Below are 20,562 nucleotides of genomic sequence, written 5' to 3'. Positions count from 1 at the left end.
CGGGGGCACGTGCGTCACAACCGTCCCACCGGCCGTGCACCGTCACGGCCGGGTCTCTCCGGCGCCCGTCGGGCCCGGGGCACGCACCCGGTTGCGGCCGCCGCGCTTGGCGCTGGACAGGTGCAGGTCGGCGGTGTCGAACAGCGAGCGCCAGCCCAGCGGCTCGCCGTCCCCGGCGTCCCCGGTGGCCACGCCGATGCTCACGGTCACCGGCTCCGGCAGCTGCAGCTCGCCCCAGTCCGCGTCGGCGACGGCGGCCCGCAGCCGGTCGACGGCGAGCAGCGCCTGGGTCGCGGTCGCCGTCGGCAGCACGACGAGGAACTCGTCGCCGGCCCACCGGTACACCTCGTCGCCGGTGCGGCTGTGCTCGCGCAGCAGCTCGGCCACCCGGCGCAGCACGGCGTCCCCGTGCGAGTGGGAGGTGTCGTCGTTGACCGCCTTGAAGCGGTCGACGTCGACCACGGCCAGCGACACCGGCCCGGCGCCGCCCCGGAGCGCGCCCAGCCGGCTCTCGGCGCTGCGCCGGTTGCCCAGCCCGGTGAGCGGGTCCTCCAGCGCGGCCCGGCGCAGGTGCGCGGTGCGGCGGCGGGCGTCGCGCAGCCGGCTGCGCCGCACGAACATCTCCGCCCACAGCTCCCGGCCGCGGGCCTGCGCCCGGCCGGTGTCGGCGCGGTAGGCCTCCAGCCAGTGCAGCGCCTCGGCGGGGCGGCCCAGTGCCGCGGTGCCCTGGCCCAGCTCCAGCAGGCACTGGCGGTAGCGACGGCGGTCGCCGCTGGCGGCGAAGGCCCCGGCGGCGTCCACCAGCAGGTCGGTGGCCTCGGCGTCGTGCCCGCCGCCGGACGCGGTGCGGGCCAGCCGGGTCAGCACGCGGGCCAGCACCAGGTCGGCGTAGCCGCGCAGCCAGGTCCCGCCGTCCCGGTGCACCCGCCGGTGTGCCCGGCGCAGCGGGCCGACGGCGTCCTCGACGTCGCCGCGCCCGGCCACCGCCCACGCCTGGACGACGTCGAGCAGGTCCTGGTCGTCGGGTCCGGGATCCCCGTCCAGCGCGCGGGCGGCCTCCGCGCACCCCACCGCGGTGCTGGCCGCCTCCTGGGCGCGGTCGGTCTCGCCGCGCCGGTGCAGGGTCTGGGCCAGCTCGGCGTGCTGCTGGGCACAGAGCTGCAGCAGCCGGTGGCGGTCGCAGACGCCGGGCAGCCGGTGGGCCGCCCGGGAGCCGGCCTGCGCCTCGGCGACGGCCAGCTCCTCCAGGTCGAGGGCGGCGAGCGCCAGCGACAGCCACAGGTGGGCGTGGGTGCGGGCGCGGGAGGGCCCGTCGTCGTCGGCGGCCTCGGCCAGCAGGCAGGCGTCGACGGCCAGCACCATCGCCGCGTCCACGTGGTCGGCGGACACCTCCACGGCCGCGAGGTGGGCCAGGGCCAGCGCGGCCCGGGCGTCGGGCGGGCAGTCGCGCAGCGCCTCCCGGGCCGCGGCGACCCCCGCCGCGGCGGCCGCGCGGTCGCCGTCGACGAGGCCGCGGCGGGCGGCCAGCGCGTGCCGCCAGGCGACCCACCACGGGTCGGTCGCGGCGAGCAGGGCGGCCTCTGCGCGGTCGTGCTCGGCGGTGAAGGCGGCGGGGTCGTCCCGGTCGGCGGCGGCGAGCAGGCGCCACAGCGCGTCCTCGAGGTCACCGTCGGTGAGGTCCTCCGGGCCGGGTGTCACGCATCCCCTCCCGACGGTGTGCGAGCACGGGCCGGCACCAACGTGGCAGCTCGCTGGGGGTCGCGCACCCGCCGGCTCTACCCTCGCCCGGTGACCGGGACGACGCCGACGCGGTACGCCTACCTCGGGCCCGAGGGTACCTTCGCCGAATCGGCCCTGATCGGCGCCGTCGGCCCCGACGGGGGTGTCCGGCAACCCATGCCCGGGGTGCCGGCCGCGCTGGCCGCCGTCCGCGCGGGGGACGCCGACGCGGCGCTCGTCCCGCTGGAGAACTCCGTCGAGGGCTCCGTGCCGGCGACCATGGACGGCCTGGCCGACGGCGCGCCGCTGCTGATCACCCGCGAGGTGTTCCTCGCCGTCTCCTTCGTCCTCGCCGGCCGTCCCGGGACGGCGCCGGACGGCGTGCGCTCGGTGGCCAGCCACCCGCACGCGCTGGCCCAGACCGCCGGCACCCTGGCCCGGCTGCTGCCCGGCGTCGTCCCGCTGCCGGCCACCTCCACCGCCGAGGCCGCCCGGCAGGTCGCCGCCGGCGAGCACGACGCCGCGGTCTGCGCCCCGATCGCCGCGGAGCGCTACGGGCTGACCGTGCTGGCCGACGACGTCGCCGACCACCCCGGCGCGGTCACCCGCTTCGTGCTGGTCGCGCCGCCCGGGCCGCTGCCCGCGCCGACCGGCAACGACAAGACCTCGCTGGTCGCCGTCGTCGGCGACCGCACCGGGGCGCTGCTGGACGTGCTCACCGAGTTCGCCGTCCGCGGCATCGGCCTGACCCGCATCGAGTCGCGGCCCACCCGCGAGCGCCTGGGCGTCTACTCCTTCTCCCTCGACTGCGAGGGCCACGTGGCCGACGCCCGGGTGGGGGAGGCGCTGTCGGCGCTGCACCGGGTCTGCGACGGGCTGCGCTTCCTCGGCTCCTACCCGCGCGCCGACGGCCGGGAGAACAAGCCGGTGACGCCGGTGTCCACGGACGCCGCCTTCGGCGAGGCCGCCGGCTGGTTGCGGCAGGTGCGCGCCGGAGGGGTCTGAGGGGGGACCCCCGCCCCTCACACCCGTTCCAGCTCCCGCTCCCGCTCCGGCTCGGGCCGGCGGCGGGCCAGCCTGCTCGGCCACCAGGTGCGGTCGCCCAGCAACGCCACCGCCGAGGGCACCACCAGGGAGCGCACGACGAAGGTGTCGAGCAGCACGCCGAAGCCGACCAGGAACGCCAGCTGCACGAGGAACAGCAGCGGCAGCACCGACAGCGCGCCGAACGTCGCGGCCAGCACCAGCCCGGCGCTGGTGATGACCCCGCCGGTGACGGCCAGCGCCCGCAGCACGCCGTCCCGGGTGCCGTGCCGCTGCGACTCCTCGCGCGCCCGGGTCATCAGGAAGATGTTGTAGTCGATCCCCAGCGCGACGAGGAACACGAAGGCGATCAGCAGGATGCCCGGGTCGCTGCCGGGGAAGCCGAAGACGTCGCCGAAGAGCAGCGCGGCCACGCCGACGGTCGCGCCGACGCTGAGCACCACGGTGGTGATCAGCAGCAGCGGCGCGACGAGGGAGCGCAGCAGCAGCGCCAGCACCACGGTGATGACCCCCAGCACGCTGGGCACGATCACCCGCAGGTCGCGGGCGCCGCTCTCCCGTGCGTCGAGGTTGGCGGCGGTGTCCCCGCCGACCAGCGCGCCCGGGTCCGCGCCGTCCAGGCTGGCCCGCAGGGCCTGCACGGTGTCGATGGCCTCGACGCTGTCGGCGGGGACGGCGAGGACGACGTCCAGCCGGACCAGACCGTCGACGACGACCGGCGCGGCGCCGGGCTGCGGGGGGCCGTCGGCCCCGGTGAACGGGACGACGGTCGCCACGCCCTCGGTGGCCGCGGCCGCCTCGGCCACCGCCGGCCACGTCGTCTCCGGGGTCACCACCACCGTGGGGCTGCCGGAGCCGGCGTCGAAGTGCCGGGCCAGCGCCTCCTGGCCGTCGACGGCGTTGGACTCGCCCTGGATCGCGTCGGAGAAGGTGATGCCCGAGGCGTCGTAGCTGGGGGCGAACACGGCCGCCGCCAGCAGCGCCAGCGTGCTCAGCGCGAGCACCCGGCGGGGACGGCGTCCCACCACGACGGCGACCCGCTGCCAGCCGCGGCCCTCCGGCGGCTCGACGCCGTACCGCGGGCGGAACGGCCAGAACGCCGCGCGGCCGAGCAGCACCAGCGCGGCCGGCAGGAAGGTGAGGGCGGCCAGGACGGCGAGGGTGACGCTGACCGCCGAGATGGGCCCCAGCCCGCGGTTGGAGGCCAGGTCGGAGAAGAGCAGGCAGAGCACGCCGAGGACGACGGTCGCGCCGGAGGCCACGATCGGCTCCCAGGAGCGGCGCAGTGCGGTCCGCATCGCGGTGTACTTCGACTGCTCGTGGCGCAGCTCCTCGCGGAACCGGGCGACCAGCAGCAGGCCGTAGTCGGTGGCCGCGCCGACGACCAGGATCGAGGCGATGCCCTGGCTCTGGCCGTTCACGGTGATCACCCCGCCGTCGGCCAGCAGGTAGGCGACCGCGTTGCCGGCGGTGAGCGCCAGGCCGGCGGTGCCGATGACCAGGAACGGCAGGATCGGGCTGCGGTAGACGACCAGCAGGATGAGCAGGACGACGCCGAACGCGGCCAGGAGCAGCAGGCCGTCGATGCCCTCGAAGGCCTTCCCGAAGTCGGCGAAGATGCCGGCCGGGCCGGTGACGTAGGCGTCGGTGCCCTCGACCGCGATGGCCGCCCGGATCTCGTCGACCAGCGGACCGAGCTCCTCGCCGAGGTCGGTGGGGAGGGGGAGGAGCGCCTGCACCGCCTGGCCGTCCTGCGACGGGACGGGCGGGGAGGGCTGCCCGGCCAGGGCGCCGGCCTCCTCGGCGACACGGGCGGCCTCCCCGACGCGCTCGCCGATGGTGACGAGGGTCTGCGGGTCGATCGCCCCGCCGGTGCTCTCCCAGAGCAGGACGGCCGGGATCGCCTCGGCCGGCGCGAACCCCTGCTGCAGCTCGGCGACCCGCGTGGACTCGGCGCTGTCGGGCAGGAAGGCCGCGGTGTCGTTCTCCTGCACCTCGGTCAGCTGCCCGCCGAGCGCGCCGAGGGGTCCCGCGCCGGCGAGCCAGACCAGGACGACGAGTGCGGGGAGGATCCAGCGCCAGCGACCCATGGTGGTGTCCCTCGATGATCGATAATCTCGACGGTCGAGAGGTTAGGGCCGGGGTGGTGCCGGCGCAAGCGTCGGAGGTGGCGGTGTGGACGACGACCCGCGGCAGGAGGCCGCGCTGCAGCTGCGCCGGCTGAGCATCGACCTGGACGCCGTCGGGCAGCGGTTCGCCACGCTGCACGGGCTCGGCCGCACCGACGTCCGGGCGCTGGTGGCGATCATGGACGCCGCCCGCCGCGGGGAGGCGCTCACCGCCGGCGCGCTGGGCCGCACCGTCGACCTCAGCTCGGCGTCGGTGACCGCGCTGGTCGACCGGCTGGAACGGGTCGGCCACGTGCGCCGGGTGCGCGACGCCGACGACCGGCGCCGGGTCACCCTGGAGATCTCGCCGGCCGCGATGGCCGCCGGCGCGGAGTTCTTCGGCGGGCTCAACCGCGACCTGATGGCCGCGATGGCGGCTTACCCGGACGACGAGCTGGCCGTCGTGCAGCGCTTCCTGACGGAGATGTCGGCGGTCATCTCCCGCCACGCCCACGGCGGCGAGCCCTCGGCATAGGAGGCAGTGCCCACGTCCGGGGCCGCCGCGGCGTGGGCATCGCCTCCTGTGCCTGGGGCTCCGGGACCTCAGAGGTAGAGGCCGGTGGACTCCTCGATCCGCTCGGCCGCGACGGCGTGCACGTCCCGCTCGCGCAGGATGATCAGCTCCTCGCCGTGCACCTCGACCTCGTGCTGGTCCTCGGGGGAGAAGAGCACCTGGTCGCCGACCTTCACCTGGCGGACGCTCGCGCCCACGCCGCGCGCCTCGCCCCAGGCCAGCCGCTTGGCCACCTGCGCGGTCGCCGGGATGAGGATGCCGCCGGTGGACCGCCGCTCGCCGTCCTCCCGCCGCAGCGCGACCAGGATGCGGTCGTGCAGCATCTTGATCGGCAGCTTCTTGTCGTCGGCCACGCCCGCTCACGTTACGTGGCCAGGGCGCGGAGTGGCCCTGCTGCAGGGGCCCGCCGCGAGCGAAGCGAGGGGTGGGGGGCAGCAGGGTCCTTCGACTAGGCCCAGCCGAGCTCGTGCAGCCGGTCGTCGTCGATGCCGAAGTGGTGCGCGATCTCGTGGACGACGGTGATCGTCACCTCCTCGACGACCTCCTCGGCGGTCGAGCAGACGTCGCAGATGGCCTCGCGGTAGACCATGATCCGGTCCGGCAGCGCGCCGCCGTACTCCCAGCCGCGCTCGGTCAGCGCGTACCCCTCGTAGAGGCCGAGCAGGTCCGGCTCCTCGGCGTTGCGGTCCTCGACCAGGACGACGACGTTGTCCATCAGCGACATCAGCTCCGGCGGCACCTGGTCGAGGGCGTCGGCGACCAGCCCCTCGAACACCGGGAGGGGGAGCGGCCTCACCAGGAGGTCGGCAGCGGCCGGCCCTCCTCGTAGCCGGCGGCGCTCTGGACCCCCACCACCGCGCGCTCGTGGAACTCGTCGACGGTGCGCGCGCCGGCGTAGGTGAACGACGAGCGCACCCCGGCGACGATCTGGTCGACGAGGTCCTCCACCCCCGGGCGGGCGGGGTCCAGGTACATCCGCGAGGAGGAGATGCCCTCCTCGAACAGGCCGGCGCGGGCGCGGTCGAAGCCGCTGCGGGTCGCCGTCCGGGCCTTGACCGCGCGGGCCGAGGCCATGCCGAAGGACTCCTTGTACAGCCGGCCCGAGCCGTCGTCGTGGACGTCACCGGCGCTCTCGTAGGTGCCGGCGAACCACGAGCCGACCATCACGCTGGCCGCGCCGGCGGCCAGGGCCAGCGCGATGTCGCGCGGGTGGCGCACGCCGCCGTCGGCCCACACGTGCCGGCCGAGCGCGCGGGCCGCCGCGGCGCACTCCTCGACCGCGGAGAACTGTGGCCGGCCCACGCCGGTCATCATCCGCGTGGTGCACATCGCGCCCGGGCCCACGCCGACCTTGACGACGTCCGCCCCTGCCTCGACCAGGTCGCGGGTGCCCGCGGCGGTGACCACGTTGCCCGCGACCAGCGGCACGGTGCCGGCCACCGAGCGGGCCGCGCGCACCGCCTCCACCGCCTTCTCCTGGTGGCCGTGCGCGGTGTCGACGACGAGCACGTCGACGCCGGCGGCGAGCAGCGCGGCGGCCTTGGCGGCGACGTCGCCGTTGATGCCGACGGCCGCGGAGGTGAGCAGGCGGCCCTGCGCGTCGACGGCCGGCGTGTACAGCGCCGAGCGCAGCGCGCCCTTGCGGGTGATGACGCCGACCAGCCGGTCGCCCTCGACCACCGGTGCGGCGCTGACCCGCTCCCCGGAGAGGACGTCGAAGACCTTGGGCAGGTCGGTGCCCGCCGGCACGGTGAGCGGGTCCTCGGTCATCACCTGGGACAGCTGGGTGAAGCGGTCCACGCCGTGGCACTGGCCGTCGGTGACCACGCCCACCGGGACGTCGCCGTCCACCACGACGACGATGCCGTGCGCCCGCTTGGTGAGCAGCGCCAGCGCGTCGGCCACCGTCGAGGTGGGCGACAGCGTGATCGCGGTGTCGTAGACCGGGTGGCGGGCCTTCGTCCAGGCGACCACCTCGGAGACGACGTCGACCGGGATGTCCTGCGGCAGCACCGCCAGCCCGCCGCGGCGGGCCACCGTCTCGGCCATCCGCCGGCCGGAGACGGCGGTCATGTTCGCCACGACCACCGGGATCGTCGTGCCCACCCCGTCCGGCGTGGTCAGGTCGACCTCGAGCCGCGAGCCCACGGTGGAGTGGTTGGGCACCATGAAGACGTCGGCGTAGGTGAGGTCGGTGGCCGGGCGGGTGCCGCCGAGGAAGCGCATGACGACCATTGTCCCGCATGCACCGACCGCCGGATCAGGACACGGGGACCGGCTCGGCCTCGGTGAAGCCGGTGCGCGGCATCGCCGTCCACACCGGGGTGCGGCGCATCAGGGCGGCGACGAGCCCGCGCAGCCGGAACCAGGCGTGCAGCTGCCGGTAGCCCACGTTCTCCAGCAGCCCGGCGAGCAGCAGGACGCCGACCTCCCGGCCGCGCGCGTAGCGGTGGTAGGAGAACTCCTCGACCGCGACCGCGGCGGTCGACAGCAGCGTGCCGAGACCCAGGGCCAGGCCGAACATCACCAGCGCGGTGCCCGTGTCCAGCAGCCCGAGGAACGCGGCCAGCACCACGCAGAGGAGGCCGACGACCTCCACGACCGGCCCCAGCAGCTCGAAGAGCAGGAAGAAGGGCAGCGCCAGCAGCCCGACCGGGCCGAAGCGCGGGTTGCCGATCATCCGCCGGTGCTTCCACAGCAGCTGGGCCAGGCCGTGCGACCACCGGCGGCGCTGCCGGCCGAGGACGGCGAGGGTCTCGGGCACCTCGGTCCAGCAGACCGGCTCGGGCACGAAGACGACCCGGTGCGGACGGCGCTGCTGCCGAAGGTGCTCCTGCAGCGTCACCACCAGCTCGGCGTCCTCGGCGAGGGAGAGCGCGTCCAGGCCGCCGACCTCGACGACGAGGTCGCGCCGGAACAGGCCGAAGGCCCCGGAGATGATCAGCAGCGCGTTGGCGTCGGCCCAGCCGGTGCGACCGAGCAGGAACGAGCGCAGGTACTCGACCACCTGGAAGCGGACCACCCACCGCGAGGACAGCCGCGGCTCCAGGACGCTGCCGCGGGCCACCCGGGCGCCGTTGGCCGCCCGGATGACGCCGCCGCTGGCGACGACGTTGGCCGGGTCCTCGACGAAGGGCCGGGCCACCTGCACCAGGGCCCCGGGCTCGAGCAGCGAGTCGGCGTCGACCATGCACACCAGCGGGTGCCGGGCGACGTTGAGCGCCGCGTTCAGCGCGTCCGAGCGCCGTCCCACGCTGGTCTTGCGGACGACGGTCAGCGGGTCGCCGGTCGTCGCGCGGTGCACCGAGAGCACCGTCCCGTCCACCCGCAGCGAGGCGGTCGGCCGGGCGGTGACCTGCACCAGGCCGAAGCGCTCGGCCACCTTGTCGAAGGTGCGGTCGGTCGAGCCGTCGTCGACCAGCACGACCTCGAGCACCGGGTAGCGCTGGGCGAGGACGGCGGCGAGGGTGTCGAGGATCCCCGCCTCCTCGTCGTGCGCGGGGATGAGCACGGAGACGCCCGAGGTGAGCGGGCTGGCGAAGATCTCCTCGTGGCCCTCGGAGCCGTCCCAGCGGCGGCTGGCCGAGACCCGGCGCGCGCCGGCCAGCACCAGCGCGAGCATCACCAGGTCCAGCAGCAGCGTGTAGCCGAGGACGGCCCAGCTCATGGTGAGCAGGACGTCGACCAGGACCTCGCGCATCACACACCCACCAGCCGGCCGGGCTGCGAGGTCGCGTCGAGGGTGGCCGCGGCGGCGGTCCCCAGCGGACCGCCCCGTCCCGCGGCGTCGGCCAGGACCGCGGCGCCCTCCGGGCCCAGGGCGACCAGTGCGTCGTCGCAGGCGGCGGCGACCTCGCGGGCGGGGCAGGTGAGGCCGGCGAGCAGCGCCGGCGCCCCGGCCGGGTCGCCGATGCGCCCGAGCGCCTCGGCAGCGGCCCGCTGCAGCGGGGGCAGCGCGGCGTCGAGCAGCACCCGCGCGAGCGGGTCGGTGGCGGCGGGGTCGCCGATCCGGGCCAGCGCCGTGGCCGCGGCGCGGCGGACGTCCTCGGGCTGGCGGGCGTCGGTGAGCAGGTCCACGAGCGCGGAGGTGGCGGCGAGGTCGCCGTGCACCCCGACCACGTCGGCCGACAGCGCTCGCGCGGCCGGTGACCCGGTGACGAGCGTGGCGCGCAGGGCCGGCAGGACGGCGGTGCCCAGGTCCAGGACGGCCATGCCGACGACGCCGGCGGGCAGCGGGCGGGCGGTGGTGAGGGAGGCCAGCAGGCCGTGGACGGCGGCGGGGTCGCCCACCCGGCCCAGGGCTCGGGCCGCGGCGCAGCGCACCTCGAGCGAGCGGTCGGCGAGCAGCGCGGTCAGCCGGGCCAGGTGGTCGCGGCCCGCGGTGCTGCCGAGCAGCGTCGCCGCCCGCCCGCGCCGCCACGCCGCCCGGGCGTCGAGGTCGGCGGCCGCGCGGGCGACGACGCCGCGGCGCGTGAGCGCGGTCTGGATCGCCTCGCGGTCGGCGCCGCGCAGCTGGGGGAGCAGGTGCAGCAGGACCTCGTCGAGGTCGCGCGGGGCCGCCACGACAGCCTCGTCGTCGCCGTCGTCGAGCAGGTCGTGCACCAGGGCCATGAGCCCGGCCCGGCTCCCCTGGGCGGCGGCCAGCCGGCGGGCGCGGGTGGTGTGCACCGCCGCGACCGCGACCAGCAGCACCACGACCAGGACGCCGAGCACGGCCGTCGCGACCGCGGCCGGCGCGGCGAGGGAGCTCACGCCGGGACGGCGTGGAGGGCCGCGGTGACCCGGCTGACCAGCTCGCGCGTGCTGAAGGGCTTGGTGACGAAGTCGGTGGCGCCGGCGGCGAAGCCGCGCTCGAGGTCGGGCTCCTGCGACTTGGCGGTCAGCATCAGCACCGGGGTCCGGGCCAGGGTGGGGTCGGGGTCGGCGCGCAGCGCCCGGCAGGCCTCCAGGCCGTCCATGCGCGGCATGAGCCAGTCGAGCACCACGAGGTCGGGGCGCAGCCGGCGGGCGGCGGCGAGCCCGGTCTCGCCGTCGGTCTCGACGGTGACCTGCAGGCCCAGCCGCTGCAGGCGGAAGGCGACGAGGTCGGCGACGACGGGGTCGTCGTCGACGACGAGGACGTGCGGCATGGCGGGTTCTCCCATCCGTGGGTGGACTCGGACCTCCCATCGGCAGGACACGGCTGGGACTGAAGTGGTGCGTGGGACGGATCGATCACCGCCCGGCCGCGTTCAAGGAAGCGGTGCCGGCAGCCGACACCGGAAGCGTGTCCCCCCACCGCGCACGCCGTCCCCGCGCCGAGCCGCTCCCGCTGCGCGTGCTGCTCCGGCGCCCCCTGCTCGTCGCGCTCTCGGGCGTGTCCGTCGTCGCCCTGACCCTGCTGGGGCTCGCGGTGCTCGTCGTCCCGGTGCTCGGGAACCGGATCACGACGTACGACCAGATGTCGCGGGCCCTGCAGGACAGCCACGTCGCGATGCTCAACCAGGAGACCGGTCTGCGCGGGTACCTCATCACCCGCGAGGAGCGCTTCCTGCAGCCCTACGAGGCGGGTGTGGCCGACCTGCGGGAGGTCGACGCGGAGATCGCCTCGTGGACCGGGGTCGACGCCGAGCTGGCCGGCCGGCTGGCCGAGCTGACGGCGGCGCACCAGCGGTGGACCGAGAAGTGGGTGCGCCCGATGCTCGCCGAGCAGCCGGCGGTGGGGGACGCCGTCGCGCTGGCCGAGCTGCTGAACGAGGACAAGTCGCTGTTCGACGACTACCGGGCGATCGAGGCCCAGGCGCGGGCCGCGGTCGAGGAGCGGCGGGCCGGGGCGATGGCGCTGCAGGAGCTCGCCCTCCACTCCGGGGCGCTCGTCGGGGTGGGCACGGCGGCGGCGGTGGCGGCCGTCCTGCGGCGCGCCTACCGCCGGCTCGAGGCCCAGGTCGTCCCGCCCACGCAGGAGGTGCGCGACGCCCTCGCGGCACTGGCGGCCGGGGACCTCACCCGCCGCGCCGGCGAGTCCGGGTCGGCCGAGCTGCGCCGGATCGCCGCGGACGTCAACGCCCTCGGACACGCCCTGCAGGAGCGCAACCAGCTGGTCGCCGCCCGCGAGCGGGACCTGGTCGCCGCACGTGACGAGGCCGAGCGCGCCGGGCAGGCCAAGACCACGTTCCTCGCGACGATGAGCCACGAGATCCGGACGCCGCTCAACGCCGTCCTCGGCCTGACCGACCTGCTTCTCGCGACCGATCTCACCGACGAGCAGCGCGGCCACCTCGAGACCGTCGCCGGCAGCGGGGACAGCCTGCTGTCCCTCATCAACGACATCCTCGACTTCTCCAAGATCGAGGCCGGCGAGCTGGACCTGGAGGCCGCGCCGTTCGACCTGGTCGGCGTCGTCTACGACGTCGCCCAGCTGCTGGCGCCCACGGCCAGCGGCGCCGGGCTGGACCTGCTCGTCGACGTCGCCGGTGACGGGCCGTGGCAGGTGGTCGGCGACGGCAGCCGGGTCCGCCAGGTCGTCACCAACCTCGTGGGCAACGCGGTCAAGTTCACGAACGAGGGCCACGTCGTCATCCGGCTCACCGGGACGGTCTCCGACGGGCGGCTGCGGTGCGGGCTGTCGGTCGCCGACACCGGGATCGGCATCAGCCCCGACCAGCGCCACCGGCTGTTCCGCTCCTTCAGCCAGGTCGACGCCTCGGTGACCCGCTCCTACGGGGGCACGGGCCTGGGTCTGGCGATCAGCCAGCGCATCGCCCGGGCCATGGGTGGCGACATCCAGGTGGACAGCGAGCTCGGCGTCGGGTCGACCTTCACGGTGGCGATCGACCTGCCGCTGGCCCCGGCCGTGCCCCACGGCCCCTCCGGCGACGGTCTCGCCGGCCTGCGGCTGCTGGTCGTCGACGACAGCCCAACGAACCTGCGGATCCTCGAGCACCAGCTGTCCCGGCACGGTGCCGAGTGCATCCTCGCGGGCGGCGGTCCCGCGGCCCTCGAGCTGCTCGACCAGGGGACCAGGATCGACGTGGCCGTCCTCGACCTCGACATGCCCGGGATGGACGGCGACGTGCTCGCCGCGCGGCTGCGGGCCCGGCCCGGGACGGCGGACCTGCCGCTGGTCCTGCTGAGCAGCTCCGCGACGCTGCCCGCCGAGCGCTACGCGGACTTCGACGCCCGGATCAACAAGCCGGTCCGGCCCGAGCGGCTGGCCCAGACGGTGCGCTCGGTCGCCCTCCGCGACCGGACCGAGGGCGTCACCGGCGGTGGGCAGCGGGGGAGGCGCGCACTGCCCGCCCCGGCCCGGTCGCTGCGCGTGCTCGTCGCCGAGGACAACGCGGTGAACGCCCAGCTCATGGGCCTCTACCTCCGCCAGCTGGGCCACGCGTGCACGCACGTCGGCGACGGCGAGCAGGCGGTGGACGCCGTCCTGCGCGGCACCTACGACGTCGTCCTCATGGACGCGCAGATGCCGGTCCTCGGCGGCGTCGAGGCGACCGCCGCCATCCGTCTGCTGCCGCTGGCCGCGCGGCAGCCGCGGATCTACGCGGTGACCGCCAGCGTGCTGGCGGCCGACCGCACCGCCTTCCTCGAGGCCGGGGCCGACGGGTTCCTCACCAAGCCGATCCGGATGGCCACGCTGCGGGATGCCCTGGACGAGGTGATGCTCCCGCCGGACGCGCCGGACGCGCCGGACGCGCCGGTCGGACCGGGGCCGCAGGCGGCGCTCGACCCCGAGACGGTGGAGGACCTCCGCGACCTCGGGGACGACGCCTTCGCCCACCTCTACACCCGCTACCTCACCACGCTCGACGACGCGGTCGCGGCCATCGTGGCCGCCGCGGACCGGCCCTCCTGGTCGCTGGACGACGAGGGCTCGGTGCCCCGGCTGGCACACGGGCTCAAGGGCAGCAGCGCCGCACTGGGCGCGACCGCGCTGGCCGGGGTGTGCCACAGCCTGGAGACCGTCGACCCCACCGACCTCGCGGTCGGCGACACGCTGGCCGTCCTGGACCGGGAACGCTCCCGGGTGCGGGCCGCGGTCACCGCGCTGCTCGACGACGTGGCGCGGTGACGGGTGCGGTCGCGGCCGACACCTACGATCGAGCGGTGATCGACCTGCGCCTGGTGCGCGAGCACCCCGACCTCGTCAAGGCCAGCCAGCGGGCCCGCGGGGCCGACGAGTCCCGGGTCGACGAGCTGGTCGCCGCCGACGCCGCCCGCCGCGAGGCGGTCAAGCGCGCCGACGACCTGCGTGCCGAGCAGAAGGCGGCCTCCCAGGCGGTGAGGAAGGCCGCACCGGAGGAGCGCCCCGCCGTCCTGGAGCGGGCCCGGGCGCTCGCCGCCCAGGTCCGGGAGGCCGAGGAGGAGCTGCGGGCCGCGGACGCGGCGCTGCGCGCGGCGCACCTGCGCCTCCCGAACGTGGTGCACGACGGCGTCCCGCCCGGCGGCGAGGACGACGCGGTGACGCTGCGCACCGTCGGCGAGCCGCCCGTGCACGACTTCCCGGTGCGCGACCACCTGGAGGTCGGCGAGGCCCTCGGCGCGATCGACACCGAGCGCGGCGCGAAGGTCTCCGGCGCCCGCTTCTACTTCCTCACCGGCCCCGGCGCGCTGCTGGAGTTCGCGCTGGCCCAGCTGGCGATCAGCCGGGCGGTCGCCGCCGGCTTCACCCCCGTCGTCGCCCCCGCCCTGGTCCGCCCCGAGGCGATGGAGGGCACCGGCTTCCTCGGCGAGCACGACGAGGAGGTGTACCGCATCGAGCGCGACGACCTCTACCTGGTCGGCACCTCGGAGGTCGCGCTGGCCGCGATGCGCGGCAACGAGGTGCTCGACCTGTCGGCCGGGCCGCTGCGCTACGCCGGCTGGTCGTCCTGCTTCCGCCGGGAGGCCGGCTCCTACGGCCGGGACACCCGCGGCATCATCCGGGTGCACTGGTTCGACAAGGTCGAGATGTTCAGCTTCTGCCGGCCCGAGGACGCCGCCGCCGAGCACCTGCGGCTGCTCGCCTGGGAGGAGGAGTTCCTGCAGGCTCTCGAGCTGCCCTACCGGGTGGTCGACATCGCCGCCGGCGACCTGGGCACCAGCGCGGCGCGCAAGTACGACATCGAGGCGTGGTTCCCCTCCCAGGGCACCTACCGCGAGCTCACCAGCACCTCGGACTGCACCACCTTCCAGGCCCGCCGGCTGAACACCCGCTACAAGGACGCCGACGGGCGCAACCAGGTCGCGGCCACGCTCAACGGCACGCTGTGCGCGATAGCCCGCACCATCGCCTGCCTGCTCGAGGTGCACCAGCGCGCCGACGGGTCGGTGCACGTGCCCGCCGCGCTGCGCCCCTGGCTCGGCGGTGCCGAGGCGCTGGCCCCCGGCATGCCGCTGGCGCCCCCGGTCCCGGCCGCATGAGCGAGACCGCGCCCCGGGCCGTGCTGTCCGGGCACGTCCCCTCCCCGGCCGCCGACCGGGTGGTCGACCTCGGCGACCTGGGCACCTGGCGCCCGAAGCTGGTGGCCACCGACCTCGACGGCACGCTGCTCACCTCCCGCGGCGAGGTCAGCGCCCGCACCCGGACGGCGCTGGACGCCTGTTGGGACGCCGGCATCCCGGTCGTCGGCGTCACCGGCCGCGGCCCGCGGCTGCTGGACAGCGTGCGCGCCGCGCTCGACGGCCGCGGCATCGCCGTCCTCGCCCAGGGTGGGTTCGTCGTCGACCTGGAGCGCGACGAGGTGCTGCGCACCGTCGGGCTGCCCCGCTCGCAGGCGACGGCGGTCATCGAGCGCATCGAGGAGGTCGCCGGGGAGCTCGTCGTGGCCGTCGAGGACGCCGCGGAGCAGGGCGAGGTGCACTCGCCGCTGCGCGTGCAGCACGGCTTCGACTGGCCCTACCCGGAGCCCGCGCACCTGCTGCCCCGCCACCAGGTGCTGCCCACCGGCGCGGTGCTCAAGGTGTTCCTGCGGTCGACGACGCTCGGCCAGGACGAGCTGCTGGCGCGCGCCCGCCGGGTCGTCGACCCCGTCGACGCGGAGGTCACCCACGCCGGGCTGGGCTTCATCGAGGTGCTCCCCCCCGGCATCACCAAGGCCACCGGGCTGGCGATCGCCCTGGACCGGCACGGCGTCGAGTACGGCGACGTGCTGGTCTTCGGCGACATGCCCAACGACCTGCCGATGATCGAGGCCGTCCGCGACGCCGGCGGCCGCGCGGTCGCGGTGGCGAACGCGCACCCCGCCGTCCGGTCGGCGACCCCCCTGGTCACCAGCGGCCACGACGCCGACGGCGTGGCCCGCTACCTGGAGGCGGTGCTGGGTGTCTGACTGGAGCCCGCGGTTGATCGCCAGCGACATGGACGGCACGCTGCTGCGCGGCGACGACACCGTCAGCGAGGCGACGGTGGCCGAGCTGGAGCGCTGGCGGGACGCCGGGGTGCCGGTCGTGCTGGCCACCGGGCGGCCGCCGCGCTGGATGGTCCGCATCCGCGAGGTGCTGCGGTACGGCACGGCGGTGTGCTGCAACGGCGCCGTCCTGCTGGACCTGGCCGGCTTCGAGGTCCTCGACGAGGTCTCGCTGGGCCCCGACGTGCTCCAGGAGGTCACCGCCGAGCTGCGCCGGCACCAGCCGGACACCTGGTTCGCCGTCGAGTACGGCCTGGAGTTCCGCCACGAGCCGGTCTACCAGCCGCGCTGGGACGTCGACGCGCCCGGCGTGGCGGTCGCGACGCTCGACGAGATGGTCGCCGCGCCGGCCGCCAAGCTGCTGGCCCGGCACGAGGACCTGCCGCGGGACGAGTTCGTCGCGCTGGTCGAGCGGGTCGTCGACGGCCGGGCGACGGTCACCAACTCCTCCAGCGACGCCCTCGCGGAGATCTCCGCGCTCGGCGTCACCAAGGCCACCGGCCTGGCCAAGGTCGCCGCGGAGCACGGCGTCGGCCCGGAGGACGTCGTCGTCTTCGGCGACATGCCCAACGACATCGCCGCCTTCGACTGGGTGCGCGAGGCGGGCGGCCGCGCCGTCGCCATGGCGCACGCCCACCCCGACCTGCTGGCCGCCGCGACCGACGTCACCGGCACCAACGAGGACGACGGCGTCGCCGCCTTCCTCCGCGGCCTCTGACGTCGTCGGCCTGCGAGGCGGTGCGGGGAGGGGGGCCGGAGGGGTGCTGCCGCCTCACTCCGCCCGGAGGCGAGCCGCGCGCAGCGCCACCCGGGGCGACCGCGGGTCTCCGTCGGGCAGCAGCGCGAGCAGCCGGTCGTGCGCGGCCAGGTCCTCCTCGCCCAGCGGGTGGGCCACGTAGGCGTGCAGCAGGTCGATGTCGGGACTGCCCAGCACGGCGCGGCGCAGCCCGGCGGCCAGCTCCTCGCGCAGCTGCCGGACCTCGGCCACCTCCGACCGCGGCAGCAGCGGCCCGGCGCACCCGCGCAGCGCCGCGGCCGGCCGGCCCTCCCGCAGCGCCCGCCGCACCTGGGCGAAGTCGCTGTCCACGGCGGCGGTGAGCCGGTAGGGGCGGGTGCCCAGCACGTCGCCGCCCACCAGCGCCCGCAGCCGGCGGACCTGGACGCGCACGGTGGTCGTGTTGCCGTCGTCGCCGTAGAGCAGGCAGCCGAGCTGGTCGGCGGTCAGGCCCTCGGGGTGCAGGACGAGCGCGGTGAGGACCTCCGCCGCCCGCAGCGTCAGCGGCACCGCGCGCCCGTCGAGCACCGCGCCCGGGCTGCCCCCGGTGAAGCGCAGCGAGAGGACCGGGGTGCGGCGGACCGCCCGGGCCGGCCGCGGGCTCACCAGCAGGTGACCCTCGGCCAGGGGCTCGACGCGCACCTCCCGGCCGTCCGGCAGCACCGCGTGCCCCGTCGCGCCGGCCAGGTCGACCCGCACGGGCCAGCCGCCGTCCGGGTCCGCGGCGAGCACCCGGCCGGTGGGGGTGACCAGCGCGCCGGCGGCGCCGCGCAGGCCGGCGAGGTGGGCCGCGTGGCGCAGCAGGAGCCGCTGGTCGGCCTCGGCCATCCGGGCCCGCAGGTGGGCCTCGGCCAGCCGGGCGGTCGTCGACACCAGCTGGGCCAGCAGCGGGTGCATGGTCTGCAGCGGGCCGCTGAGGTCCACCGCACCCAGCAGCCGCCCGGTGTCCGGGTCGTGCACGGGCGCGGCCACGCAGGTCCAGGCGTGGTAGGTGCGGACCAGGTGCTCGGCGGAGTGGATCTGCACCGGCGCGTCGACGGCCAGCGTGGTGCCCATCGCGTTGGTCCCGATGGCCGCCTCGCTCCAGTCCGTGCCCGGGAACAGCCCGACGCGGTCGGCCCGGCCGAGCAGCCCGACGGAGCCCTCGCGCCACAGCACGCACCCCGCGGCGTCGGTGACCAGCACCAGGTGCGCCGCCTCGTCGGCGGCCGTGGCCAGCGCCCCCCGCAGCAGCGGCATCACCTCGCTGAGCGGGTGCGCCGACCGGACGTCGCCCAGCTCGTCCGGGGCGTACACCACCGGCGGCGTGCGGCGGTCGGGGTCCACGTGCGCGGCCAGGCTGCGGGCCCAGGACGCCGAGACCACCGGCCGGGGCGACCGGCGCGACGGGCCGCCACCGAGGACGTCGTCGAAGGTCTCGGCCAGCTGCCGGGCGTGCGCGACGGCGTCGCCGCCCGGCAGGCCGGGCCCGCCGCGGTGGCGGGGGTGCCGGCCGGTGCGGGACATGGGACCCCCGGGGAACGCGCGCGGGGCGGGTCCGCGCCCGCCCGCCGCGGATCATCGCCCATCCCCGTGCGGGCCAGCAAGGGCGCCCACCGGCCGGCCCCGCCGAGGCAACGTCCGTGCAACGTGTCGCGTGCCACAGTGGCCGCGACGGTGCTGTGCCCGACGCCTGCTGTGCCCGTCGCCTGCTGTGCCCGACGACGCGACTCCCGAGGAGCGAGCCCGTGACGAGCGCTTCCCCTCCCACGCTGAACGCGGCCGACTACCCCCTCTCGATCAACCGGCCCGAGCTGCTGCGCACCCCCACCGGCAAGCCGATCACCGCCCTGACCATGGACTCGGTGGTCTCCGGCGACCTGTCCCCGGCGGATCTGCGCATCGCCCCGGAGACGCTGCAGCTGCAGGCGCAGCTGGCCGAGGCCAGCGGCCGCCCGCAGCTCGCGGCCAACTTCCGCCGGGCCGCGGAGATGACCGCCATCCCCGACCAGGAGGTGCTGGCCATGTACAACGCCCTGCGGCCGCGGGCCTCCACGGCCGAGCAGTTGGCCGCGCTGGCCGAGCGGCTGGAGGGCACCTACACCGCGCCGGTGTGCGCGGCGCTGGTCCGCGAGGCCGCCGAGGTCTACGCGCGCCGGGGGCTGCTGGCCCGGCCCGAGGCCGGCGGCGATGCCGACGCCGGGGCTCCCGCCGGGAGCCCCGCCGCCACCCCGGTCACGACGGCGGCCACCGCCGCCGCCGCCCGGGCCGATCGGGAGGAGGGGCAGCCGGCATGACCAGCACCCGACCGCGCCAGTCACTGCGCACCGAGATCCTGGAGAGCCGCCCGGTCAACCTCGACGGGTTCGTGGAGGAGTGGCCCGAGAAGGGCCTGGTCGCCATGGAGAGCGACTTCGACCCGGCACCGAGCATCCGGGTGCAGGACGGCCGGGTCGTCGAACTCGACGGCACCGAGCGCGCGGACTTCGACTTCATGGACACCTTCATCGCCGACCACGCGATCGACGTGGCATCGGCCGAGGCGTCCGTGGCCATCCCCTCGGCGGAGATCGCCCGGATGCTCATCGACCCGGGCGTCTCCCGGGGCGACGTCCTCGCGGTCAGCCGCGGCCTCACCCCGGCCAAGATCCTCGACGTCGTCAAGCTGATGAACGTCGTGGAGATCATGCAGGGGATGCAGAAGATGCGCGCCCGGCGCACCCCGGCCAACCAGGGGCACTCGACCAGCGCCCGGGACAACCCCATCCAGGTCGCCGCCGACGCCGCCGAGGGGGCGCTGCGCGGGTTCGCCGAGCTGGAGACGACCCTGGGCGTGGTGCGCTACGCGCCGCTGGTGGCCATCGCGCTGCAGGTCGGCGGCCAGGTGGGACGCGGCGGCGTGCTCACCCAGTGCGCCCTGGAGGAGGCCACCGAGCTCGAACTGGGCATGCGCGGGATCACCGCCTACGCGGAGACGATCTCCATCTACGGCACCGAGTCGGTCTTCATCGACGGCGACGACACCCCCTGGTCCAAGTCGTTCCTGGCCGCGGCCTACGCCTCGCGCGGGATCAAGATGCGCTTCACGTCCGGCACCGGGTCGGAGGTGCAGATGGGCAACGCCGAGGGCAAGTCGATGCTGTACCTGGAGATCCGCTGCATCCTGATGGCCAAGGGGGCCGGGGTGCAGGGTCTGCAGAACGGCTCGATCAGCTGCATCGGCGTGCCCGGGGCGGTGCCCGGCGGCCTGCGGGCGGTGGCCGCGGAGAACCTGGTGGCCAGCATGGTGGACCTGGAGTGCGCGTCGGGGAACGACCAGTCCTTCTCGCACTCCGCGATGCGCCGGACGGCGCGGGCGATGCCCCAGATGCTCCCGGGCACCGACTTCGTGTGCTCGGGGTACTCCTCGGTGCCCAACGCCGACAACATGTTCGCCGGGTCCAACTTCGACACCGACGACTTCGACGACTGGAACACCATCCAACGGGACTTCCAGGTCGACGGGGGGCTGCGGCACGTCCGCGAGGACGAGATCCTGGCCGCCCGCAACAAGGCGGCCCGCGCGCTGCAGGCGGTGTTCGCCCACCTCGACCTGCCGTCGATCACCGACGACGAGGTCGAGGCGGCCACCTACGCCAACTCCTCGAACGACTACCCGCTGCGCGACGTGCTCGCCGACCTCAAGGCCGCGCAGTCGGTGATGGACCGGGAGGTCACCGGCCTGGACCTGGTCAAGGCCCTGGAGTCGGCCGGCTTCCACGACGTCGCGGAGAACCTGCTCACCGTCCTGCGCCAGCGGGTCTCCGGTGACCTGCTGCAGACCTCCGCCGTCCTGACCGCGGACTTCACCCCGCTCTCGGCGATCAACGACCCGAACGACTACGCCGGCCCCGGCACCGGCTACCGGCTGTCCGGCGAGCGCTGGGAGCAGCTCAAGAAGCTGCGCCACGTCACCTCGGCGAGCAACCCCGAGACCGAGGTGGGCTGACC

The 20,562-nt window shown here is 75.9% G+C and carries 17 protein-coding genes; 8 read left to right on the top strand and 9 right to left on the bottom strand.

The genetic code is table 11. From position 1 onward, the window contains the following. Window positions 1–42: 42 nt before the first annotated feature. The gene (locus CHB98_RS19380; protein ID WP_089307245.1) at window positions 43–1,698 is read right to left on the bottom strand and encodes a GGDEF domain-containing protein; all 1,656 of its coding nucleotides are present in this window, start codon (window positions 1,696–1,698) and stop codon (window positions 43–45) included. A 90-nt stretch (window positions 1,699–1,788) separates the two neighbouring features. Here CHB98_RS19380 and pheA point away from each other — a divergent pair, with 90 nt between their 5' ends. Further along, window positions 1,789–2,724 (top strand): prephenate dehydratase, encoded by a 936-nt coding sequence (pheA, locus tag CHB98_RS19375; RefSeq protein WP_089307244.1) that lies wholly within the window; start codon window positions 1,789–1,791, stop codon window positions 2,722–2,724. A gap of 17 nt (window positions 2,725–2,741) precedes the next feature. Here the strand turns inward: pheA and CHB98_RS19370 are convergent, their stop codons facing one another. After that, a complete protein-coding gene (locus tag CHB98_RS19370; protein WP_089307243.1) occupies window positions 2,742–4,853 on the bottom strand; it encodes an MMPL family transporter in 2,112 nt (703 codons plus the stop codon). Window positions 4,854–4,938: 85 nt separating this feature from the next. Between CHB98_RS19370 and CHB98_RS19365 the strand changes: the two genes are divergently transcribed. After that, a complete protein-coding gene (locus CHB98_RS19365; protein ID WP_089307242.1) occupies window positions 4,939–5,406 on the top strand; it encodes a MarR family winged helix-turn-helix transcriptional regulator in 468 nt (155 codons plus the stop codon). A gap of 68 nt (window positions 5,407–5,474) precedes the next feature. Here the strand turns inward: CHB98_RS19365 and CHB98_RS19360 are convergent, their stop codons facing one another. The 6 genes from CHB98_RS19360 to CHB98_RS19335 form a co-directional block, all read right to left on the bottom strand. Further along, window positions 5,475–5,798 carry a GroES family chaperonin gene (locus tag CHB98_RS19360; RefSeq protein WP_245821435.1) on the bottom strand — a complete coding sequence of 108 codons (324 nt, stop codon included), beginning with the start codon at window positions 5,796–5,798 and terminating at the stop codon, window positions 5,475–5,477. Between the two features lie 95 nt (window positions 5,799–5,893). Further along, window positions 5,894–6,241: a metallopeptidase family protein gene (locus CHB98_RS19355; RefSeq protein ID WP_089307241.1), complete on the bottom strand. Its 348-nt coding sequence runs from the start codon at window positions 6,239–6,241 to the stop codon at window positions 5,894–5,896. Next, complete coding sequence (locus tag CHB98_RS19350; protein ID WP_089307313.1) at window positions 6,238–7,671, bottom strand: GuaB1 family IMP dehydrogenase-related protein; 1,434 nt, start codon at window positions 7,669–7,671, stop codon at window positions 6,238–6,240. Before CHB98_RS19350 ends, CHB98_RS19355 begins: the two co-directional genes overlap by 4 nt. Before the next feature lie 34 nt (window positions 7,672–7,705). Then, window positions 7,706–9,145, bottom strand: a complete 1,440-nt coding sequence (locus tag CHB98_RS19345; RefSeq protein WP_089307312.1) for a glycosyltransferase family 2 protein — start codon at window positions 9,143–9,145, stop codon at window positions 7,706–7,708. Continuing rightward, window positions 9,145–10,197, bottom strand: coding sequence for a HEAT repeat domain-containing protein (locus CHB98_RS19340; protein ID WP_089307240.1), 1,053 nt, complete (start codon window positions 10,195–10,197; stop codon window positions 9,145–9,147). Before CHB98_RS19340 ends, CHB98_RS19345 begins: the two co-directional genes overlap by 1 nt. Further along, window positions 10,194–10,574, bottom strand: a complete 381-nt coding sequence (locus CHB98_RS19335; RefSeq protein WP_089307239.1) for a response regulator transcription factor — start codon at window positions 10,572–10,574, stop codon at window positions 10,194–10,196. The genes CHB98_RS19340 and CHB98_RS19335 overlap by 4 nt, the downstream gene beginning before the upstream one ends. Before the next feature lie 137 nt (window positions 10,575–10,711). Between CHB98_RS19335 and CHB98_RS19330 the strand changes: the two genes are divergently transcribed. The 4 genes from CHB98_RS19330 to CHB98_RS19315 are packed head-to-tail and all read left to right on the top strand — an operon-like array spanning window position 10,712 to window position 16,536. Next, complete coding sequence (locus CHB98_RS19330; protein WP_143425138.1) at window positions 10,712–13,501, top strand: hybrid sensor histidine kinase/response regulator; 2,790 nt, start codon at window positions 10,712–10,714, stop codon at window positions 13,499–13,501. Window positions 13,502–13,536: 35 nt separating this feature from the next. Next, complete coding sequence (serS, locus tag CHB98_RS19325) at window positions 13,537–14,832, top strand: serine--tRNA ligase (RefSeq protein WP_089307311.1); 1,296 nt, start codon at window positions 13,537–13,539, stop codon at window positions 14,830–14,832. Next, the gene (locus tag CHB98_RS19320) at window positions 14,829–15,740 is read left to right on the top strand and encodes an HAD family hydrolase (RefSeq protein WP_089307237.1); all 912 of its coding nucleotides are present in this window, start codon (window positions 14,829–14,831) and stop codon (window positions 15,738–15,740) included. Before serS ends, CHB98_RS19320 begins: the two co-directional genes overlap by 4 nt. Continuing rightward, on the top strand, window positions 15,733–16,536 hold the full coding sequence (locus CHB98_RS19315) for a Cof-type HAD-IIB family hydrolase (protein WP_089307236.1): 804 nt from the start codon (window positions 15,733–15,735) through the stop codon (window positions 16,534–16,536). Before CHB98_RS19320 ends, CHB98_RS19315 begins: the two co-directional genes overlap by 8 nt. 54 nt (window positions 16,537–16,590) lie before the next feature. Here CHB98_RS19315 and CHB98_RS19310 read toward each other — a convergent pair whose 3' ends face one another. Beyond that, window positions 16,591–18,099 carry a helix-turn-helix domain-containing protein gene (locus tag CHB98_RS19310; protein ID WP_089307235.1) on the bottom strand — a complete coding sequence of 503 codons (1,509 nt, stop codon included), beginning with the start codon at window positions 18,097–18,099 and terminating at the stop codon, window positions 16,591–16,593. A gap of 221 nt (window positions 18,100–18,320) precedes the next feature. Between CHB98_RS19310 and CHB98_RS19305 the strand changes: the two genes are divergently transcribed. Next, on the top strand, window positions 18,321–18,869 hold the full coding sequence (locus tag CHB98_RS19305; RefSeq protein ID WP_089307234.1) for a diol dehydratase small subunit: 549 nt from the start codon (window positions 18,321–18,323) through the stop codon (window positions 18,867–18,869). Then, a complete protein-coding gene (locus CHB98_RS19300; RefSeq protein WP_089307233.1) occupies window positions 18,866–20,560 on the top strand; it encodes a propanediol/glycerol family dehydratase large subunit in 1,695 nt (564 codons plus the stop codon). The genes CHB98_RS19305 and CHB98_RS19300 overlap by 4 nt, the downstream gene beginning before the upstream one ends. The last annotated feature ends 2 nt before the right edge of the window (window positions 20,561–20,562 follow it).

The sequence above is a fragment of the Geodermatophilus pulveris genome, from assembly GCF_900188375.1.
Classification (GTDB): Bacteria; Actinomycetota; Actinomycetes; order Mycobacteriales; family Geodermatophilaceae; genus Geodermatophilus; species Geodermatophilus pulveris.
This window is presented reverse-complemented; position numbering and strand designations above follow the sequence as displayed.

What these genes read in the sequence shown, in the direction of transcription:
- CHB98_RS19300 (WP_089307233.1), top strand. Translation starts at nt 18,866, where the DNA reads ATGACCAGCACCCGACCGCGCCAGTCACTGCGCACCGAGATCCTGGAG.
- CHB98_RS19335 (WP_089307239.1), bottom strand. Translation starts at nt 10,574, where the DNA reads ATGCCGCACGTCCTCGTCGTCGACGACGACCCCGTCGTCGCCGACCTC.
- CHB98_RS19310 (WP_089307235.1), bottom strand. Translation starts at nt 18,099, where the DNA reads ATGTCCCGCACCGGCCGGCACCCCCGCCACCGCGGCGGGCCCGGCCTG.
- CHB98_RS19320 (WP_089307237.1), top strand. Translation starts at nt 14,829, where the DNA reads ATGAGCGAGACCGCGCCCCGGGCCGTGCTGTCCGGGCACGTCCCCTCC.
- CHB98_RS19370 (WP_089307243.1), bottom strand. Translation starts at nt 4,853, where the DNA reads ATGGGTCGCTGGCGCTGGATCCTCCCCGCACTCGTCGTCCTGGTCTGG.
- CHB98_RS19350 (WP_089307313.1), bottom strand. Translation starts at nt 7,671, where the DNA reads ATGCGCTTCCTCGGCGGCACCCGCCCGGCCACCGACCTCACCTACGCC.
- CHB98_RS19345 (WP_089307312.1), bottom strand. Translation starts at nt 9,145, where the DNA reads ATGCGCGAGGTCCTGGTCGACGTCCTGCTCACCATGAGCTGGGCCGTC.